This is a genomic window from Gracilibacillus sp. JCM 18860 (genome assembly GCF_055395245.1).
Window position 1 is genome coordinate 848,761 of record NZ_AP043868.1, and the last position, 14,942, is coordinate 863,702.

At 38.3% G+C, this 14,942-nt stretch carries 16 protein-coding genes; all 16 read right to left on the reverse strand.

Annotated features, from left to right (window positions below; translation table 11 throughout):
- Positions 1 to 18: 18 nt before the first annotated feature.
- A complete protein-coding gene (locus ACZ5R4_RS04495) occupies positions 19 to 942 on the reverse strand; it encodes a Kiwa anti-phage protein KwaB-like domain-containing protein (RefSeq protein ID WP_464368112.1) in 924 nt (307 codons plus the stop codon).
- Between the two features lie 137 nt (positions 943 to 1,079).
- The gene (locus ACZ5R4_RS04500; protein ID WP_347833990.1) at positions 1,080 to 1,208 is read right to left on the reverse strand and encodes a hypothetical protein; all 129 of its coding nucleotides are present in this window, start codon (positions 1,206 to 1,208) and stop codon (positions 1,080 to 1,082) included.
- Between the two features lie 299 nt (positions 1,209 to 1,507).
- Complete coding sequence (locus ACZ5R4_RS04505; RefSeq protein ID WP_464368113.1) at positions 1,508 to 1,645, reverse strand: CD1375 family protein; 138 nt, start codon at positions 1,643 to 1,645, stop codon at positions 1,508 to 1,510.
- Positions 1,646 to 1,954 (reverse strand): hypothetical protein, encoded by a 309-nt coding sequence (locus tag ACZ5R4_RS04510; RefSeq protein WP_464368114.1) that lies wholly within the window; start codon positions 1,952 to 1,954, stop codon positions 1,646 to 1,648.
- 5 nt (positions 1,955 to 1,959) lie between these two features.
- A complete protein-coding gene (locus ACZ5R4_RS04515) occupies positions 1,960 to 5,754 on the reverse strand; it encodes a phage tail spike protein (RefSeq protein ID WP_464368115.1) in 3,795 nt (1,264 codons plus the stop codon).
- Positions 5,755 to 5,784: 30 nt separating this feature from the next.
- Complete coding sequence (locus ACZ5R4_RS04520) at positions 5,785 to 7,215, reverse strand: distal tail protein Dit (RefSeq protein ID WP_464368116.1); 1,431 nt, start codon at positions 7,213 to 7,215, stop codon at positions 5,785 to 5,787.
- Positions 7,205 to 10,762 carry a phage tail tape measure protein gene (locus tag ACZ5R4_RS04525; RefSeq protein ID WP_464368117.1) on the reverse strand — a complete coding sequence of 1,186 codons (3,558 nt, stop codon included), beginning with the start codon at positions 10,760 to 10,762 and terminating at the stop codon, positions 7,205 to 7,207. The genes ACZ5R4_RS04520 and ACZ5R4_RS04525 overlap by 11 nt, the downstream gene beginning before the upstream one ends.
- Before the next feature lie 18 nt (positions 10,763 to 10,780).
- Positions 10,781 to 10,948 (reverse strand): phage tail assembly chaperone GT, encoded by a 168-nt coding sequence (gpGT, locus tag ACZ5R4_RS04530; RefSeq protein ID WP_464368468.1) that lies wholly within the window; start codon positions 10,946 to 10,948, stop codon positions 10,781 to 10,783.
- Between the two features lie 17 nt (positions 10,949 to 10,965).
- Positions 10,966 to 11,328, reverse strand: coding sequence for a phage tail assembly chaperone G (gene gpG, locus ACZ5R4_RS04535; protein ID WP_054859136.1), 363 nt, complete (start codon positions 11,326 to 11,328; stop codon positions 10,966 to 10,968).
- A gap of 62 nt (positions 11,329 to 11,390) precedes the next feature.
- A complete protein-coding gene (locus ACZ5R4_RS04540) occupies positions 11,391 to 11,705 on the reverse strand; it encodes a hypothetical protein (RefSeq protein ID WP_464368118.1) in 315 nt (104 codons plus the stop codon).
- 76 nt (positions 11,706 to 11,781) lie between these two features.
- Positions 11,782 to 12,747 carry a hypothetical protein gene (locus tag ACZ5R4_RS04545; protein WP_464368119.1) on the reverse strand — a complete coding sequence of 322 codons (966 nt, stop codon included), beginning with the start codon at positions 12,745 to 12,747 and terminating at the stop codon, positions 11,782 to 11,784.
- Between the two features lie 75 nt (positions 12,748 to 12,822).
- On the reverse strand, positions 12,823 to 13,446 hold the full coding sequence (locus ACZ5R4_RS04550) for a major tail protein (RefSeq protein ID WP_464368120.1): 624 nt from the start codon (positions 13,444 to 13,446) through the stop codon (positions 12,823 to 12,825).
- An 11-nt stretch (positions 13,447 to 13,457) separates the two neighbouring features.
- A complete protein-coding gene (locus tag ACZ5R4_RS04555) occupies positions 13,458 to 13,841 on the reverse strand; it encodes a hypothetical protein (RefSeq protein WP_464368121.1) in 384 nt (127 codons plus the stop codon).
- Entirely contained in the window at positions 13,841 to 14,233 is a 393-nt protein-coding gene (locus ACZ5R4_RS04560; RefSeq protein WP_054859132.1) for a hypothetical protein, read from the reverse strand. Before ACZ5R4_RS04560 ends, ACZ5R4_RS04555 begins: the two co-directional genes overlap by 1 nt.
- Positions 14,230 to 14,598: a head-tail adaptor protein gene (locus ACZ5R4_RS04565; RefSeq protein WP_464368122.1), complete on the reverse strand. Its 369-nt coding sequence runs from the start codon at positions 14,596 to 14,598 to the stop codon at positions 14,230 to 14,232. Before ACZ5R4_RS04565 ends, ACZ5R4_RS04560 begins: the two co-directional genes overlap by 4 nt.
- 2 nt (positions 14,599 to 14,600) lie before the next feature.
- A complete protein-coding gene (locus tag ACZ5R4_RS04570; protein ID WP_054859131.1) occupies positions 14,601 to 14,930 on the reverse strand; it encodes a hypothetical protein in 330 nt (109 codons plus the stop codon).
- Between the last annotated feature and the right edge of the window lie 12 nt (positions 14,931 to 14,942).

The following is a 14,942-nucleotide window of genomic DNA, read 5'->3' on the forward strand; positions in this document are numbered from 1 at the left end:
CCCTCCTGATACAAAAACTTAAAGGCTATCGTCAACACCTTCACGTTCTCCGATTATACTTCTATAAAAAGAGTCCCTTATAACTCTAGTAAAATCAAGTAATTGACTCTTTTCTTCGTATACAAGTTTAGTATTTTCTTCAATAATTTCAATTGGAAGCTCAAAGATCTCAATACAACGAATTACGTTATCAAAATTCTCAAACACTAATTCTATTCTTTCTTCCTCCATCAAAATCTTTGTTAAAATACGAGTTATTCTTTTATCATTTAAGGCATCTTCCCTAAATCTCTCGAAGTTCTCTATTCGTTCAGATCGTTCAACCATATTTAATGTTTCTGTTGCTTTTTCTTGATATTGTGAACTAATTGAAAAAACTCTTTCTAGACCAATATGGTTCAATATAAGAATTTCTCCATTATAGACGATTAGATCTATATTGTTATCTATCCCTACTATTTCTGAATCGATCTGATTAAAATCTCCAGCTGTAAAGCTTCCAAAAAAACCTTTTTTAGTTAACTTATTAAATTTGTTAACTCTTCTAAACACATAAATATCCCCATTTTCCTCGTCTACGTCTATTCTCAAACAATAAAAATTGAGACCACTAATTTCCCTACCCTCAGGACTTCTCCTCTCAACACGCTCTTCATCAATACTTTGCAAAATATCGTTAAACGCATTCACATTTGATGTTGAATAAGTTTCGATATATCCTTCTCTACTACCAATAGGGCTAAAAGGCATTTGTGGCGTATCTTCGTGATCAAGTAATGTATCTAAAATCATATCTATTAATTTCTCTTGTAACTCTGGTGCTACATTCGGAGAATAAGATATGTACCGCCCTGATTGCCTCTTATTAGTAAAATATAGTCTAACATGTGAGTTTTCTGGATCTCTTTCTGTGATTTTGTCAATTATATCATTTACATCCATTTTTATCCCTCCTTGTATAAAATTTTAAAGGAAGGGAACTAATAGTTCAATATATCTACTCATAAAAACCTAAAAATTTTCATGAAATGTCCAAAATGATATTAAAAAGATCCCTTCTCACTTTTTATAACTTATTATTATTTACTGATTAAAATCGCTCTTTTTGTACTTATTTCTTCGATTGTTTTCTTCTTTATGCCAACTGGATCAATAGATTGATTGACTTCATACGTCATAATTCGACAGTAAGGAGGGAAATCCTGCATAAAAAACCTACATAAACGTTATTTGAATCCAAACATAAAATGCTCCTAATCCAGAAAGAGTAAGTAAAAAACTTCTTATCTCACGATGGATTTTTATTATTCTCTGAAACAACCTTAATATAATCGCCATTATTCCCATAAACACCAATATCCATATACTGAGATAAACAAGTTGTATAGCTAAATCGTTAACTGTAACTGTAATGCTTCCACTAAATCCCTCTCATTGGCTATATCGGCTTTATAGGAGTTGTTATTTAGAATAAAAAATACGCCTCATTCGGCGCGAAATTTATCCTTTACTTTCTTCCTAAGATTAAATTGTCCCTTCCTTCTGCTATTAAGATAGCTTTGACATCAGGTTGTAATTCGGCTGGTACTTTCTCATAAGTCCATAAGCCTTTGATGATATAAGTAGCAAATAGCATGGCCAACATTCACTCACCCCCTTCATATACGGTTGAAGCTAATTCCATCAAAGCAATAGCATTTAAATCTTGATCAGGTAAGACTGATTGTTGTTCTGCTATTAAAGCTTCTCTCTCGGCTATTTCTTCAGACGTTAAACCTTCTATCCATTGTTCCGTTTCAAAATCCCATTTGGGCTTAAATAAGCGCAGATCTTGCCAACCTTTAGTTATAATTGATTTACCATTGTCTATGGCATTCTGGATTTCTTTTTCCGAATACGGATAGTTTTCTATGATGAAGCCTTGTCCGTCTACTTCAAATACTTCTTTTCTCATCCATATCACCCCGCAAAGAAACTAATACCTGACAACGATACCCAACTATTGCTATCAGCGTATCGAACACGGACATCCCCGTTTGGATAAATCCATATATCCGCACTGCCACCATTTGCGGTGCTTGTTTTGAAAAATTCAATGTTAATAGGTCTAAGCCCTTCTGGTAAGACAAATGCTGTGTAATTTCCGACTAAGCCATCCTGAATCACCCCACTAAGATAAACCATCCAATCAGATGTTTTGGTTGCACGTGCGGGTTGAGTACTATTCCCATAATTACTCCAACCGTTGAATAGCGAGACAAAGTTATGGTAAAGCGGCTCTATTCTACCGGCGTACATATTGACGATGGATGCATAGTTACCAACGGATAGCATTTCAGTTGTAAGCTCAGTTGCTGTGTCGTACCCATTTGTGAAACGGTATAAAGCTGTTTCCGGATAATAAAAGGCAGGATACTCAAAAGGCACCAACTGCACGCCGTCGCACAAGCAAAATGCTGTTTGGGAGGAACCAAGTAAAAATAACCTGATTCTGATTTTGTAATCTGGATTACTGATATTCCCTTTATACGTGACACTAATTCGTTGCCAATCATATTTATTGGTATGATCAAGGACAAAAGATTCATTCGCTAAGTCTTCCAACCAAACACCATTACTATTTAATAACTGCAATCTCATAGAAACGGTGACACTGAAGGTGGTCTCTTCATAAGGAGCAACATACGCGGACAAACTTAATGCTTGGGTATTAGATAATTGCCTTGGTATGTCTACGATTTGTTCCCAAATCCCATAATCTAAGGGGCGTAATACTGTTGATCTTTGACCATGAAGAGTATTGGTACCCATATTCATGGAAACCATCACTCTAGCATGCTCAGGTTTTGTATTATTCCACCAATTATAAGCCTGTCCACCTAACCAATCTGTTCTGACAGAATAGACATTAGCTAAGTTCCCTATAGGTGTCACTACCGCATCAGGCATTACATATTCAAAACTGTGATCACTAATCATGTTGGAATTTTCTCGTACCGTTGTTTTATCATTCGATACATCGTCTTCTAATAAAAAATCACCATTTTTAACGGAAACTTGTCCGAATGTACCCGATGCGCCTTCCAAGTTACCAGCGAATTTAACATTACCATTTGCATCAACGATAAATTGATCATTGACATTCAGCCCTAGTAATGACTTAATATGATTGGCTGTAATAGAATGGGCGACAATCGCATTTTCTCCAAATTGTGCTGCAACCCATTTCGAACCATCGAACCGATACATTTTATAACCGTCATTCGTATCAAACCAAACATCATTTACTTTACGTCCGGCAGTTGACGGTTGAGAAGCAGAGTAGATAACCGTGTTCTTTCCATCTGCAGTTGTCTTAGCAGTACTTGCTGTTTCCTTTGCTGAATCAATTTCTGTTTGTACATCTTCTAGCGCTGGTGTCCAACCGGTGTCAATATTGCCTTTTTGAAGCATAGGATAGTACCATCCTAAGGCTGGATATTGACTACCGTTCACTAAAAACCTAATAGTTGCTCCTTCTTCATCCTGTGTTGGTGTAAAGGTGTTGGTTATGGTTGTAGCTTTTCGTGGCTGTACTAGTTCAAGATAATTCCCTAATTCCTGTCCTCTAACTATTCTTGCCTGCGAAGTATCTGTTTCACTTGGATTGAAAACCGGAACACTTACTGTATAAGTTTCTCCTGCCTTCAAATCAACTGTAAATGAAAACGACCAACCATAACCAAATAAACCGTATGTTAGACCGTTGTGTGTGACTTTATTTGCGAAACCATCTACTTTATCCTTCGTACCAATAAGTAGATTTTTCACATCAATCTGCACATTATCGTAAAGAGGACTCCACACGTAATCATTGGGATTGTCACTCTCGTTAGGTGTGGATTTATTAGGGGCTAAACCTAAATAACGTTTACCATCTGGGTACTGTGACATACCATTCCCTTGATCATCATCCGCATATCGAATCCAAATATACGTAGGTTCCCCATCTTCACCGGCTGGTCCCTGTACACCTTGAGGGCCTTGATCTCCCTTATCACCTTTTTCCCCTTTGATTTTTGTCCAGTTATATTGGCTAGGATCTGTGCTATCTGCAGCATTAAAATCCGTGTACGTTCCAATGTATAGCTTGTCCGTTGAATCCGTAGTGGAAAATCCACTTGTACCTGTAGCATTGTTTGCCCAAGCAGTATGAAAGTATGGCGTACGTCCGTCATCACCTTTTGGACCCGGGACACCTTGTGCTCCGTCAGCTCCTTTAATCAATGACCATTTATAGTCACTTGGATTCGTGCTATCTGCAGAAGTGTGATCGGTATACATGCCAATATACGCTTTCCCTTCTGGTTGTTGCGAAAAGCCACTCCCTTGTTCGTCATCGGCATAAGCAATATGGGTATAAGATGATTGTCCATCTTCCCCAGGCTCTCCCGGTATACCCTGTTCCCCTTCTGGACCTTGGATCCCCTGTAATCCTCTCGGCCCTTGTGGTCCACTTGGTCCTGCTTTCCACTTCTGTTCAGATTCACTCCATATTTTCCATATAACATTATCCGGATTACTAGTATCTACCCAAATGGCTTCTTTGTTTTCCGGCGGTTGGGTTGCTATTACTTTTCTAGGTTCTGTACTATTTGCGATCTTTTTTATCTGATCTTGCAAGCTTTTCCAAATGGCATTCACTTCTTCTTCTGTATACTCAATAAAATCACCCAGTCGTACCTGCTTTTGTGCTCGATCTTTGATATCTCTATCTTGGAAGTAAACACGTGCTTCTAAGTACAACGCAGGTTCATAACTGGTATCTTTAATTTGTATCGTATCACCAAAACGGATTTTCTTATTTTCTAGTCCTGGCACTTTTTCAAGATCAGCAATGGTGCCTTCATAAGAAACGATAGCATTCACTCGTTTAGCTAGTTCGGCTTCACCAAGTTCTTTCAACCTAGATTCATTTACGTTAGCCTCTAATGCCATTTGTGGCTCATACTCTTTAATGATAGGGTGTAACTGTCCAGTATCAGGATCCTCTCTTCCCCATCTTTTCAATGCATCTTGGTCTTCAACCAGTACTTCTAATCGGGTACCATCTTCTTGAACAGGTCCAATAACTTTAAGTGCAGTCACTATATTCTCAGTATTTTCGATACGACGTAAGCCCATTAAGTCTTTACCAAATTCGACTCTTCTCCCTCGCCACTGTCCAATTTTATCGATTAAATCTGCATAGCGAGCGATTATTTTTCCATTATCATGTTCGATACGGAAGTTTAATTCTAAGTCAAATTCAGAAGCTATTTTCCTCAGATAAGCGTATGGATAGGTATGCTTATCAAACTTCAATGTTCTAGTACCTTTAAAATCAACAGTGCCAACTTGTACTTCCGTACCTGCTAACGCTAATTGTGCATGAGCTGCAGCTGATAATGCATCTGTTGTATGAGGATCGATGACCTTAGCAGTTGTCAATCCTGCATAACTTGCAATCGTATAAACTTCTAATTGCCTATCAATACGACTTTCTTGTACTTCATAGATGGTAAATTCTAAAAAATCACCATCCTCTCCTGGGATGATGATTCGATTATTCCCTTCGATATATTGGGAGTATGGCTTATCGGCATGAGTGACAAAATCAAACGTCTCACTACCATCTTCTAGCGATTTTTTATGGCTATTGGATAGAACATTTCTGTATCTTATATGCCCTAGACTTTCGTCATTTTGACCATTTGCAATAAACATTTTACTCATTTTTCCACCTCGATTCTTAGCTATAACCGATTAACCGTTTCGCTCACGATATTTACCACTAGTAATCAATGCTTCCGTAGGCATAACCATTAATTCATTAATCCCTTTTTTAAGATTGAAATAATCTGCACCTAAGATGGTATCTTCATACGGTTCCCCATTGATATAAATTTGACCGTTATTGGTATGATCAAAGGTAATAATGTCACCTGGTTGTGCAATATATGGTATTTCCAGTTCTGATGGTAAATAATTTTTATCCGCAATTAATCGATTAAATGACATTGGATACGGATCATTATTTTTATATTTGGCAATATACAAGATAATGGATGCAATAGGTGCTTGATGTTCCAGTCGTTCGTCACGGAAAGTTCTTCTAACCCTCCCAGTTCTAATTCCGCCACTTTCTTTGTATGCGTAAGCTACGATGGATCGGCCATTCCTACTCAAATTTAAATGCACAGTCTCGTTATTATAAGAACGATCGTTTTCTCCCGCCTCGTTCATAATCGTTTCGTTACCAACGGTAAATACTGCACTATTCCTCGGCACCCCTATGGTTCCATCAATCAATGTCATTGTAGCTATTTCATTATCTGCAGCATCTAATAATAAGGCTTGTAACTTACCAGTGATTCCTTGCGTGTTACGGCTTGTAACAGCAATGTCTATCGCAAAGTTCTGCAACGTTTCACTAAACGATCTTTTAACAGCTGGACCAACCCATCCGTTAGGGTTAGTTCCGAAAGTTTCTGCTTCAAAGGAAGCGCCAGTCGTTGTCATTTGGCCACCAACAATACCACCAGATAGTACCTGTCCAGCTGTTAAATCTGACCAACCATTTTTAGTTCCAAGAGTTAGGTTTGCAATTCTATCGTATGGTTTAACAGGTATATCTCCTTCGTTGATAGGTCTTCCAATCATGTTGTATTCATTAAATTGATTCTGAATCAAAGCAAATGTTACTGGCTCTTTTACCTCAAACTCAAAGATTGGTTCTGCTTCTGCAGTGCCGTTATTCGTAATGCTAAAGTAATCAGATGGTGCGGTAAATTGTATTTCCGGACCATAAGCATATGGATCCGGGCATAAAAATTGAATCGTACCACTCCGTAATACAGCCATCTTTTCAAAGTCATCTAGGGTATTCTGCACCACGGCATAATAAATACGACCAGGTTCATCATCAAATTCTAACGGTACTGGTTTTTCTGTCAAAAGCCATTCCGCTAATTCATCCTTTTTTGCCAACGCATCCGCATCGTCCTTAATTCGAAAGCCTACTGGTTGTTCTATCGGTAATGGCTGAATTTCCGTAGATCTTAAATAGCCTCCTGGATAACCAGGAACGGTTAATAAATTTCTTCTTCTAGCAGCAAAGGGAGGGTTTTTTCGGCCACGCTCAATATATAGCCAGTCTTTTCTAATTCCGTTAAATGTTATCGATTCATACGCCAAATTTCTCCCTCACCTTCTGTTTTCTATTTTGTACTTCTGATATAACAGGCTCTAGTCCTTTTCCTAGTGATCGAGCATCTATGATAGGATTGGTGTCCTTTGCCAATATTTCAGCAAGTAACCTGTTTTGTTCTAAGGTTGCATTTAACAAATTTCTTGTATAATCCACAGCAGTAGTGGATCTAGTAGTTTGACTAGAGGCTTCACTTTGCTTCCCTAGTAAAGCTAATAGCTTATTAAACGGATTATTTCTTAAAGTATTTACGATTCTGTCTGCTTCACCGATTGGGCTTATACCTACAGCATACTTCGGCACTTCAAATAAGGATGTGACCATTTTATTGGTTTCATCATTGGTAAATACTTGGGCACCTTTTGGTACGTTATATAAACCAAAGTCAGCCATCGCCCATTTGTTTCCGTGTTTTACTAACTCTGGACCTTCTTCCCCTAACCAAGATACACCGCCCGGGTGTGAATCAGTACCATCAGCAAATCCTAGTGTTTTACTAATAAAATTAACGCCAACATCAATAACATTAGGGACTATATCCCAAATGCTATTTTGTCTTGTTAGACTCACATCAACGTTCTTCTTTCCTTTTTTGGTAGCCTCATCATGCACCTTGTCAGCAGTACCATGGTCATCAACATTAACATCTTTATCAATATCTTCACCTAGAATATTATTGGTGATATTAGCTTTTCTTTTTACTTCATCTATTTTTAATCCTTCTTTATGTGCACCAGTTATTCTCTTACTATATACATCTAAGCCCGCTACCTTATTGACATCTTCTAAGGCTCCTTTTGCACCTCGCAATTTATCGATCTCATTTTGCGCCTCTCGTACTCGCTTGTTGTATTCTTGGGTTGTCAACTCTCCTGCATCTTTTTGATCTTTTAAGCCATTTCTAATTTTTATATGTTTTCCAATTTCTTGATCTAAGACCTCAAGACCTTTTCCTCTTTCACTATTAAGTCCTACTTGACTTAGAATTAAGGCCTCATATTCCCCAGCGATTCTTTCAAAATCCTCAATTTCCTTTTTATTTTTGTTTAGTGATTCTTGCTTCTTTTCTAGCTTAACGTCTAATTTGCCAATTTCTTGATCATGTTTCTCCCGTATAGCATCTAGACCAGCCTTTTCATCTTCCAATTTGACTAATTTTTCACTTAATCTTATTGCCTCTTCTTCATCAGCTAATTTGATTTGACTTTTAATATTAGCAATCTCTTGATCCTTTTCCCTTGTTTGGTCACTAATTCCTAAAAAGTCTTGTAAAACTAAAGATCTTTCACCTTCTAGGTTTTTGATTTCACTTTGGATTTCTCGTTGTTCTTCTAAATTTTTCTTTTGTTCTTCTAGTCCGCTTGTTAAAGCTTGATAAGTATCAGCTGTTAATCGTTCTCTCTCAGCTTGATTTAATTCTTTCACCTTATCTAGAACACCTACATAAGCATTCCCTTGCTCTGAAATAGCTTGCACTGTGGTAGGAGTCTTGTCGACTATTCCATCGTTTAATTTTAGGAAGTCTTTCATTTCCTTGTTAGTTAGAGTGGACTTTTTAAGTAATTCTGCTTGTTCATCTTTTAATTTTCTAATTGTTTCTTCTGTTTTGGCATCCTTTAGTTCGGTAGCGATATCCATATATCGCAACATTTCATCGGTGGATAGCTTATTCTTTTCTTTTAATGTTTCATACTGATTAATCAATCCGTCTAATGATTCAATCTCTTCTTTTCTTGCTTGAATAGAATTTAAAATTTCTTCATTAGACTTTTGCGAAATTTTATGAAGGGTATAGACTACACCACCTAAAGTTGTAACACCAGCAATAGCCAAACCAACAGGTCCACCAGTAATACCCATGAGACCTATACGCCCAAGCAATCCTTTTCCGCCTGCAACACCTATAACTTTGGATAATCCACCAGTTATCTTCATCAATCCGCCAATACCTGTGCTAAGACCACCAACTATGGATAAAACAGGTCCTGCAGCTGCAGCAATACCACCCAGCATGACAATGTTTTTTCTACCTTCTTCGTCAAGTTCGGAAAACCATTCAGTTACATCTTCTACGCCTTCTTGGACATCAGGAAGTACTTCTTTTGTAAAATCAAGAAGCGTTTCGCCAACGGGAAGTAATACGGACTTTGCTTCCCGCCAAGTAGATTTCCATTGCCGAGAAATGGACTTTTCCGCATTCTTGGTCATGTCATCCATGGCACCCTCGACATCTCCTAAACCGTCACCGATACCTCCAAGCGAGTACATAGCCTCGGCTTCGAGGTCTTCCCATTTCGTACCGTAGAGTTCCACTCCAATTTCATTCGCTTTGACTTGGTCGTCCATGCCTTCGAGTTCTTTTAGGATGGCATTTGATACATCTTTGACGGTTTTATTGCCTTTCAAAAACTCCTTCCAAACCTTTTGCGTATCTTTGGAAAGTCGCCCCATGGCATCTTTTGTGGTATCAGAACCGTCTTTTACACGGATTTGGAATTCTTTCATTACATCGTTAATGTAATCTAGGTTGTATGCCCCAGCTTCCATACCGTTCGATAACAATTCAAAATACTCTTCTGCACTGAAGCCCATACTTCCAAATAGAGTGGAGTACTCACTTAGGTTGTCAAACATTTCATTACTAAAATTAAGTCCATTTTGTGCCCCTCTAGCCATCAGATCGAAAGCTTCCTCTGCTTCAATACCAAAACCTTTCATGAGATTATTGCCGGCTCTGGTGACCTCGTTCACATCGGATTCAAAGGTTTCCGCTAAGAGGAAAGCTTTTTCTGTAATGCTCTCTAAATCTTCCTTATTCAGGTCTCTTATGTTTTGTTTGACTTGTAATAAAGCATGATCAATTTGGTCAGCACTTTCGCCAAATCCATTTTTATAGATATTGCGAGAAATATCTGTTAATTCCTTAGCTTCTTCTGCAGTTAGACCCAAGGAATTTTGGATTCTTACTGCGGAATCCTCGTAGCTTGATGCAGCTAATCCTGCAGCTGTACCCATCCCTAAGACAGCTGGGGTGACAGTGGTTGACATAGCATTACCCACACTGGACACTTTGTCACCAAAGGCTTTCATTTTGTTGCCGGCTTTGTCTAATTGATTCCCCATCTTTGTCCAATTAGAGTTAGCGATCCGCTGTTCTTCTCTCAGCTGTGCGAGATCATCTTCTACTCGCCCGATATAACGCTGTAAGTTTTGCAAGGATGCCGATTGATTGTTATATTCTTTGGCTGCCTTTTGCGCTTCTTTGGATCCTTCCCCATGTTCCTTGACCATTTTGTCATAGGTTTTTCGAGCACTCTCTACAATAGATTTTTGGAGTTCGAGCTTCTTATTCAAACCTTGGAGTCTAGTTTCGTATTTTTCAATAGACTTATCACTTCGATCAAAAGCAGACATATTGGCTTTCATTTCGGAGTTCACAACGGTCAATTGGGATTTTAAATCCTTTAGACCGGAGTTGACCTTCATCGTCTCTAAATCTAGTTCAATGGAGAGACCTTCGATTCTTTCAGCCATGTTTATTTTCCTCCCTTCTTAACCACCAAAAGCAGCAATAAGCGACTTTTCTTCTCGTGGTTTATTTTTATCTTTCATCAGCTGAACAACGTAATGAATGGGCATATCTAATACTTCGTTGATATCCTTCCCTTGCTGGGTTAATCTAAGGACGAGTTTATCTAAATACTCCGCTTGCTTGGCGATAGAAAAATCCTCATCCGTTAATTTTTCTTCGCCAAGTAGTTTTTTGTATCATCGCTTTGTTGTCCCTGTGCCACGAAGATAAGTTGTTGTTTTAATACGTCTTGCCCACCTGGAGCATGGAGACGATTGTAGATGTCATCGGTTGTGATTTTTCCGGCAAATACTTCATTGGCCACAAAGTCTGCGATTTTATCAAACTTATCTGCTTCCGACATGGTCTTATCTGTTTCCACTTCATGCCACACTTCGATCGCGTTTCTCGCTACACGTAAAGGGATGAAAGCTGGTGTCCAGACTTTTTCAATTTCCGGTTCGTCACCTTTTAATACTCCTTCCGGATTTTTCACAAGTTCTAGCATGTTTCGTTTCAAATTTGCCATGTTCTATATCCTCCTAAATTAGTTCTCATTATTTTAGTGCAGGAATGGAAAGTAAGTGTTATTTAATCAAACTTACGATCATCTTCAAATAAGACAGTTGTAAACTCGTAATACATGCTACGCCACTTTTTGTCGTTAGCAACTTGTAATTGTTGGCCATCAATAGTTTTCATGGTGTATTCCACCCCTAACTCTCTTAATGCCCTAATCACATTCATTACTTCGTTAATAGCATAACTTTCCATAACGGCATAACCATTACTTAAAATCCAAGCTAATGCCCAATCGCTTCGTTTTGTTGGTCCTTTATGCAACGGGTCGATGTCACTATATTTTGTTTTTGCCCACATCCCCGAACCATCTTGCTGTATTAACATTTCACATCACTCCACATCAATTCAAATCACTTCAATTCCTATTCCTGCAATAAAATAAAGAGCAGGATGTAATACCCTACTCTTCAATCTTTTTAATTAATGGTCTGCCTGCTTTATTGTTAGAGGAAGCTAATGCATCCAGTCTTTCTTGTTTGGTTTTTTTATTAGCCGGTTTCGGAAATCGATCGCCAACAAAATAATCTTTGTCCTCTTCTAAATCATGAAAACCTTCAATCACTTCATATTTAGCTTTAGCCAATTGTATTACCTCCTCAATCGCTTCAACGTATTTTATCGATGCTTTCTCCTGGTTAACATATGATAGGTCATCTTCAAACGGTGTATGATTCACATATTTCCCTTTAAAAAATAAAGATTGATGATCATCCACTACACCAGCATTATGGAAAATTTTTGTTTCATAATATCTTTCCACTGGATCTGTTGGCCAAGAAAAGTTCATTTCCTCAGGCACTTTAACATCTACGCCAAAATGATACACATTCCATAATTGCGCCCACATCTCCGCAGTCCATTTTTGAATATCGGTATTGGAATTACTAAGTAGTCGATAAAGCGTATTAGAATCATCATAAACCTTTTTCCAGTAATCATAAGTTGGATTTTTAATCGCCCATTGTGCGCCACCAACTGGATCTTTTTTTCTAATGAATAGATGATCTATTCCAATCGCCCTACACATATCTTCTAGCAAACGTTCTCCTTTGCTATCGATATATTGATTACCAATGTAACCTGTGCAATCCGATGCATACCACATTTTTTTGGTCGGTCTCACTTTTGGAATTTCTCTCAACAACACGTCGCTGTCTAAATAAAAATAAGATCCGTTTTCTCTAGATGAATCTTCTTCTAGATATTTCATCCATAAATAGGGTTTGACGGACGGAATATAGGACTTATCTGTTCGATTATCTTGATAAACATGCACTTCACAACACATATCCTTGAAATATTCAGGAATACCATCATCCCCTTGCGTAAACAAGAGGATAATGTCTTGTATCCCTAATTTTTGCAACCTAGTAATGCACACTTCTAGTTCCCACTTGAAACGTAATATAGCAGGCTGACAAAGTAGATATTTCATCCTCTATTAAGCTCCGACTGTGGTTGATGTCGTCGTGCTAGTAGTGGTCGTTGTTGGGTAAGCTTGGCCGAATACCTTTTGAAATAATGCATCCCTGTTAGTCGTCTCTCCTTTCGGATCATAGGCAAAGATTACAGATTTTTCTTCCTCAAACCCAACTACTTCACGATCCATAAATTGTGCAGCAATTTCTTCACTAGAAAACTCGGTACTCTCCCCTTTTGTATTGCCAGTCACTGATGGACGAGTAAACATCCCTTTTGGTAAACCAACATATTCTTTAGAACCATCTTCATATGTCTTGGCAAATACCACAGCAACATATGGTGGGTTATCTTGGCTTCCTGTTGCAGTTAAGCCTTCTACCACTTCCCACCCTAGTAATTTTTGTTTATCCTCAATCGGTATTTTGTGGAATGCAGATGTAACGGCAACATTTCCACTCGATACTGCTAATTCTGCTGTTTTATTGTCCCCATAAGCTCTAACAATTTCTTGAGGCATTTCGACAGTGATTGTCTGTAAAAACTTCACACGTTCTAAAGCATCAGCTGCTATCCCGTTTCCAACAACCCCATAGAAAAACTCATCCACACCAGTGGAAGCACGATAATTTTTTTCTTCTGCCATTCTTATCACTCCTATAATTTTTTAAAATCTTCTCTATACAAAGAACCGCGATACCTCCTGGCATCACGGAAAACACCTTGATCATATTCTTTTGGTCCTGCACGTTGAGCAAAACCGAATGTATCCCACATAACATCACGAACCTTATCAGCAATTGATTCGGTTAATTTCCTATCATGACTCCAACTATCAATCTGCAGTAAGAAATCTAGCTTTATCCATTGGTCATCTGCGTACTGGCTAGGTGTCGGTGTATCGATAGGGTCAATCACGATATAGGGGTTATCAACATCCCCTGTTTCCGGATATTCATAAAACTTGATGCGACCAAAGGTTTGCTCTTTAATATAAGCATCAGCAATTAAAGCTTTATAAATTTCATCTAAAATATCCATTACAGACCACCCTTCAATGCTTTTTTCACAGCATCACCATATGCCTTCTCACTAATTTTCAAAGCTCTTGCGATAGCACCTTTACCAGCTGGATTAGGATTGTTAATGGTTCCCCACTCATTAAGGTGTATGATCCGATACCGACCATCTGGTCCACGCCAATGCACTTTAATCGTTCGGACACCATTTTCCCAATAAGGTCCTGTAATGGTAATCTCCTCAATACTAGCTCCTGTATCTTTAAATTTCTCGAACTCTTGTTTTAAAACTTTCACAAATTCATTGGCAGCCTCTATTAAAGCTTTGTCGCTGATTCGTTGCAAAGCCTGCTGACCAAGTTTTTGTTCAAGTTGGGCCAATAGTTTTGGTAATCCTTTTACTTTCACGCTCATGTAACCAACCTCGCTATTACGTTAATAAATCGATTGTTCTGCGGATCTGGTTGAACATGCTTCACGTTATATCGATTGCCTTTATACTGAGGATGATCGATTGAGATATAGTGCTTATCAGTCGGTATATATTCCTGTAATGGATCTCGTATGGTGATGGTGATGTCTGACAATGTGCCATTCGACTTGGCAAGTTCCAAATCTTTCATCCACACTTCATCGATTTTTGCCCAAGCATTATAAAGGAGTTTTTCTTCTACTTCCCCTGGCTCGGGTCCCTTTTTAGGTACATACTTGTAAAAGGATATAGGCGTACGTAATTCACCCGAATGTACACGAGGTGGTTTGTATTTAAATGGTTGCACCTTTAACCACCTCCTGTTGTTGTCGTTGTGGTGGTAGTCGCATTTTCCATACGCTTCATTTCAATGTCTAATGCTAATCCCGTTATTTCACTAAGGAAATTATCTTCAAAAAACTCGGCCGCATCATTGTACGCATATCGAGTACGCTCGAACACCAATTCCTTTGCACTATTATCGATATCCGTAGTTCCGTAGATATCAAACTCACCGCAACTACTCCTTATAGCAGAAACAGAAAAGGACAACAATCTTTTTAAATTGTCGTCCTCATTGTGAGTTATGTGATTTCGTTCTTTATATTCTTCTACAATTTCCTGTGTGATTTCTTGCAATCACATCACCTC

What these genes read in the sequence shown, in the direction of transcription:
- ACZ5R4_RS04495 (WP_464368112.1), bottom strand. Translation starts at nt 942, where the DNA reads ATGGATGTAAATGATATAATTGACAAAATCACAGAAAGAGATCCAGAA.
- ACZ5R4_RS04500 (WP_347833990.1), bottom strand. Translation starts at nt 1,208, where the DNA reads ATGCAGGATTTCCCTCCTTACTGTCGAATTATGACGTATGAAGTCAAT.
- ACZ5R4_RS04505 (WP_464368113.1), bottom strand. Translation starts at nt 1,645, where the DNA reads ATGTTGGCCATGCTATTTGCTACTTATATCATCAAAGGCTTATGGACT.
- ACZ5R4_RS04510 (WP_464368114.1), bottom strand. Translation starts at nt 1,954, where the DNA reads ATGAGAAAAGAAGTATTTGAAGTAGACGGACAAGGCTTCATCATAGAA.
- ACZ5R4_RS04515 (WP_464368115.1), bottom strand. Translation starts at nt 5,754, where the DNA reads ATGAGTAAAATGTTTATTGCAAATGGTCAAAATGACGAAAGTCTAGGG.
- ACZ5R4_RS04525 (WP_464368117.1), bottom strand. Translation starts at nt 10,762, where the DNA reads ATGGCTGAAAGAATCGAAGGTCTCTCCATTGAACTAGATTTAGAGACG.
- gpG (WP_054859136.1), bottom strand. Translation starts at nt 11,328, where the DNA reads ATGGCAAATTTGAAACGAAACATGCTAGAACTTGTGAAAAATCCGGAA.
- ACZ5R4_RS04540 (WP_464368118.1), bottom strand. Translation starts at nt 11,705, where the DNA reads ATGTTAATACAGCAAGATGGTTCGGGGATGTGGGCAAAAACAAAATAT.
- ACZ5R4_RS04550 (WP_464368120.1), bottom strand. Translation starts at nt 13,446, where the DNA reads ATGGCAGAAGAAAAAAATTATCGTGCTTCCACTGGTGTGGATGAGTTT.
- ACZ5R4_RS04555 (WP_464368121.1), bottom strand. Translation starts at nt 13,841, where the DNA reads ATGGATATTTTAGATGAAATTTATAAAGCTTTAATTGCTGATGCTTAT.
- ACZ5R4_RS04560 (WP_054859132.1), bottom strand. Translation starts at nt 14,233, where the DNA reads ATGAGCGTGAAAGTAAAAGGATTACCAAAACTATTGGCCCAACTTGAA.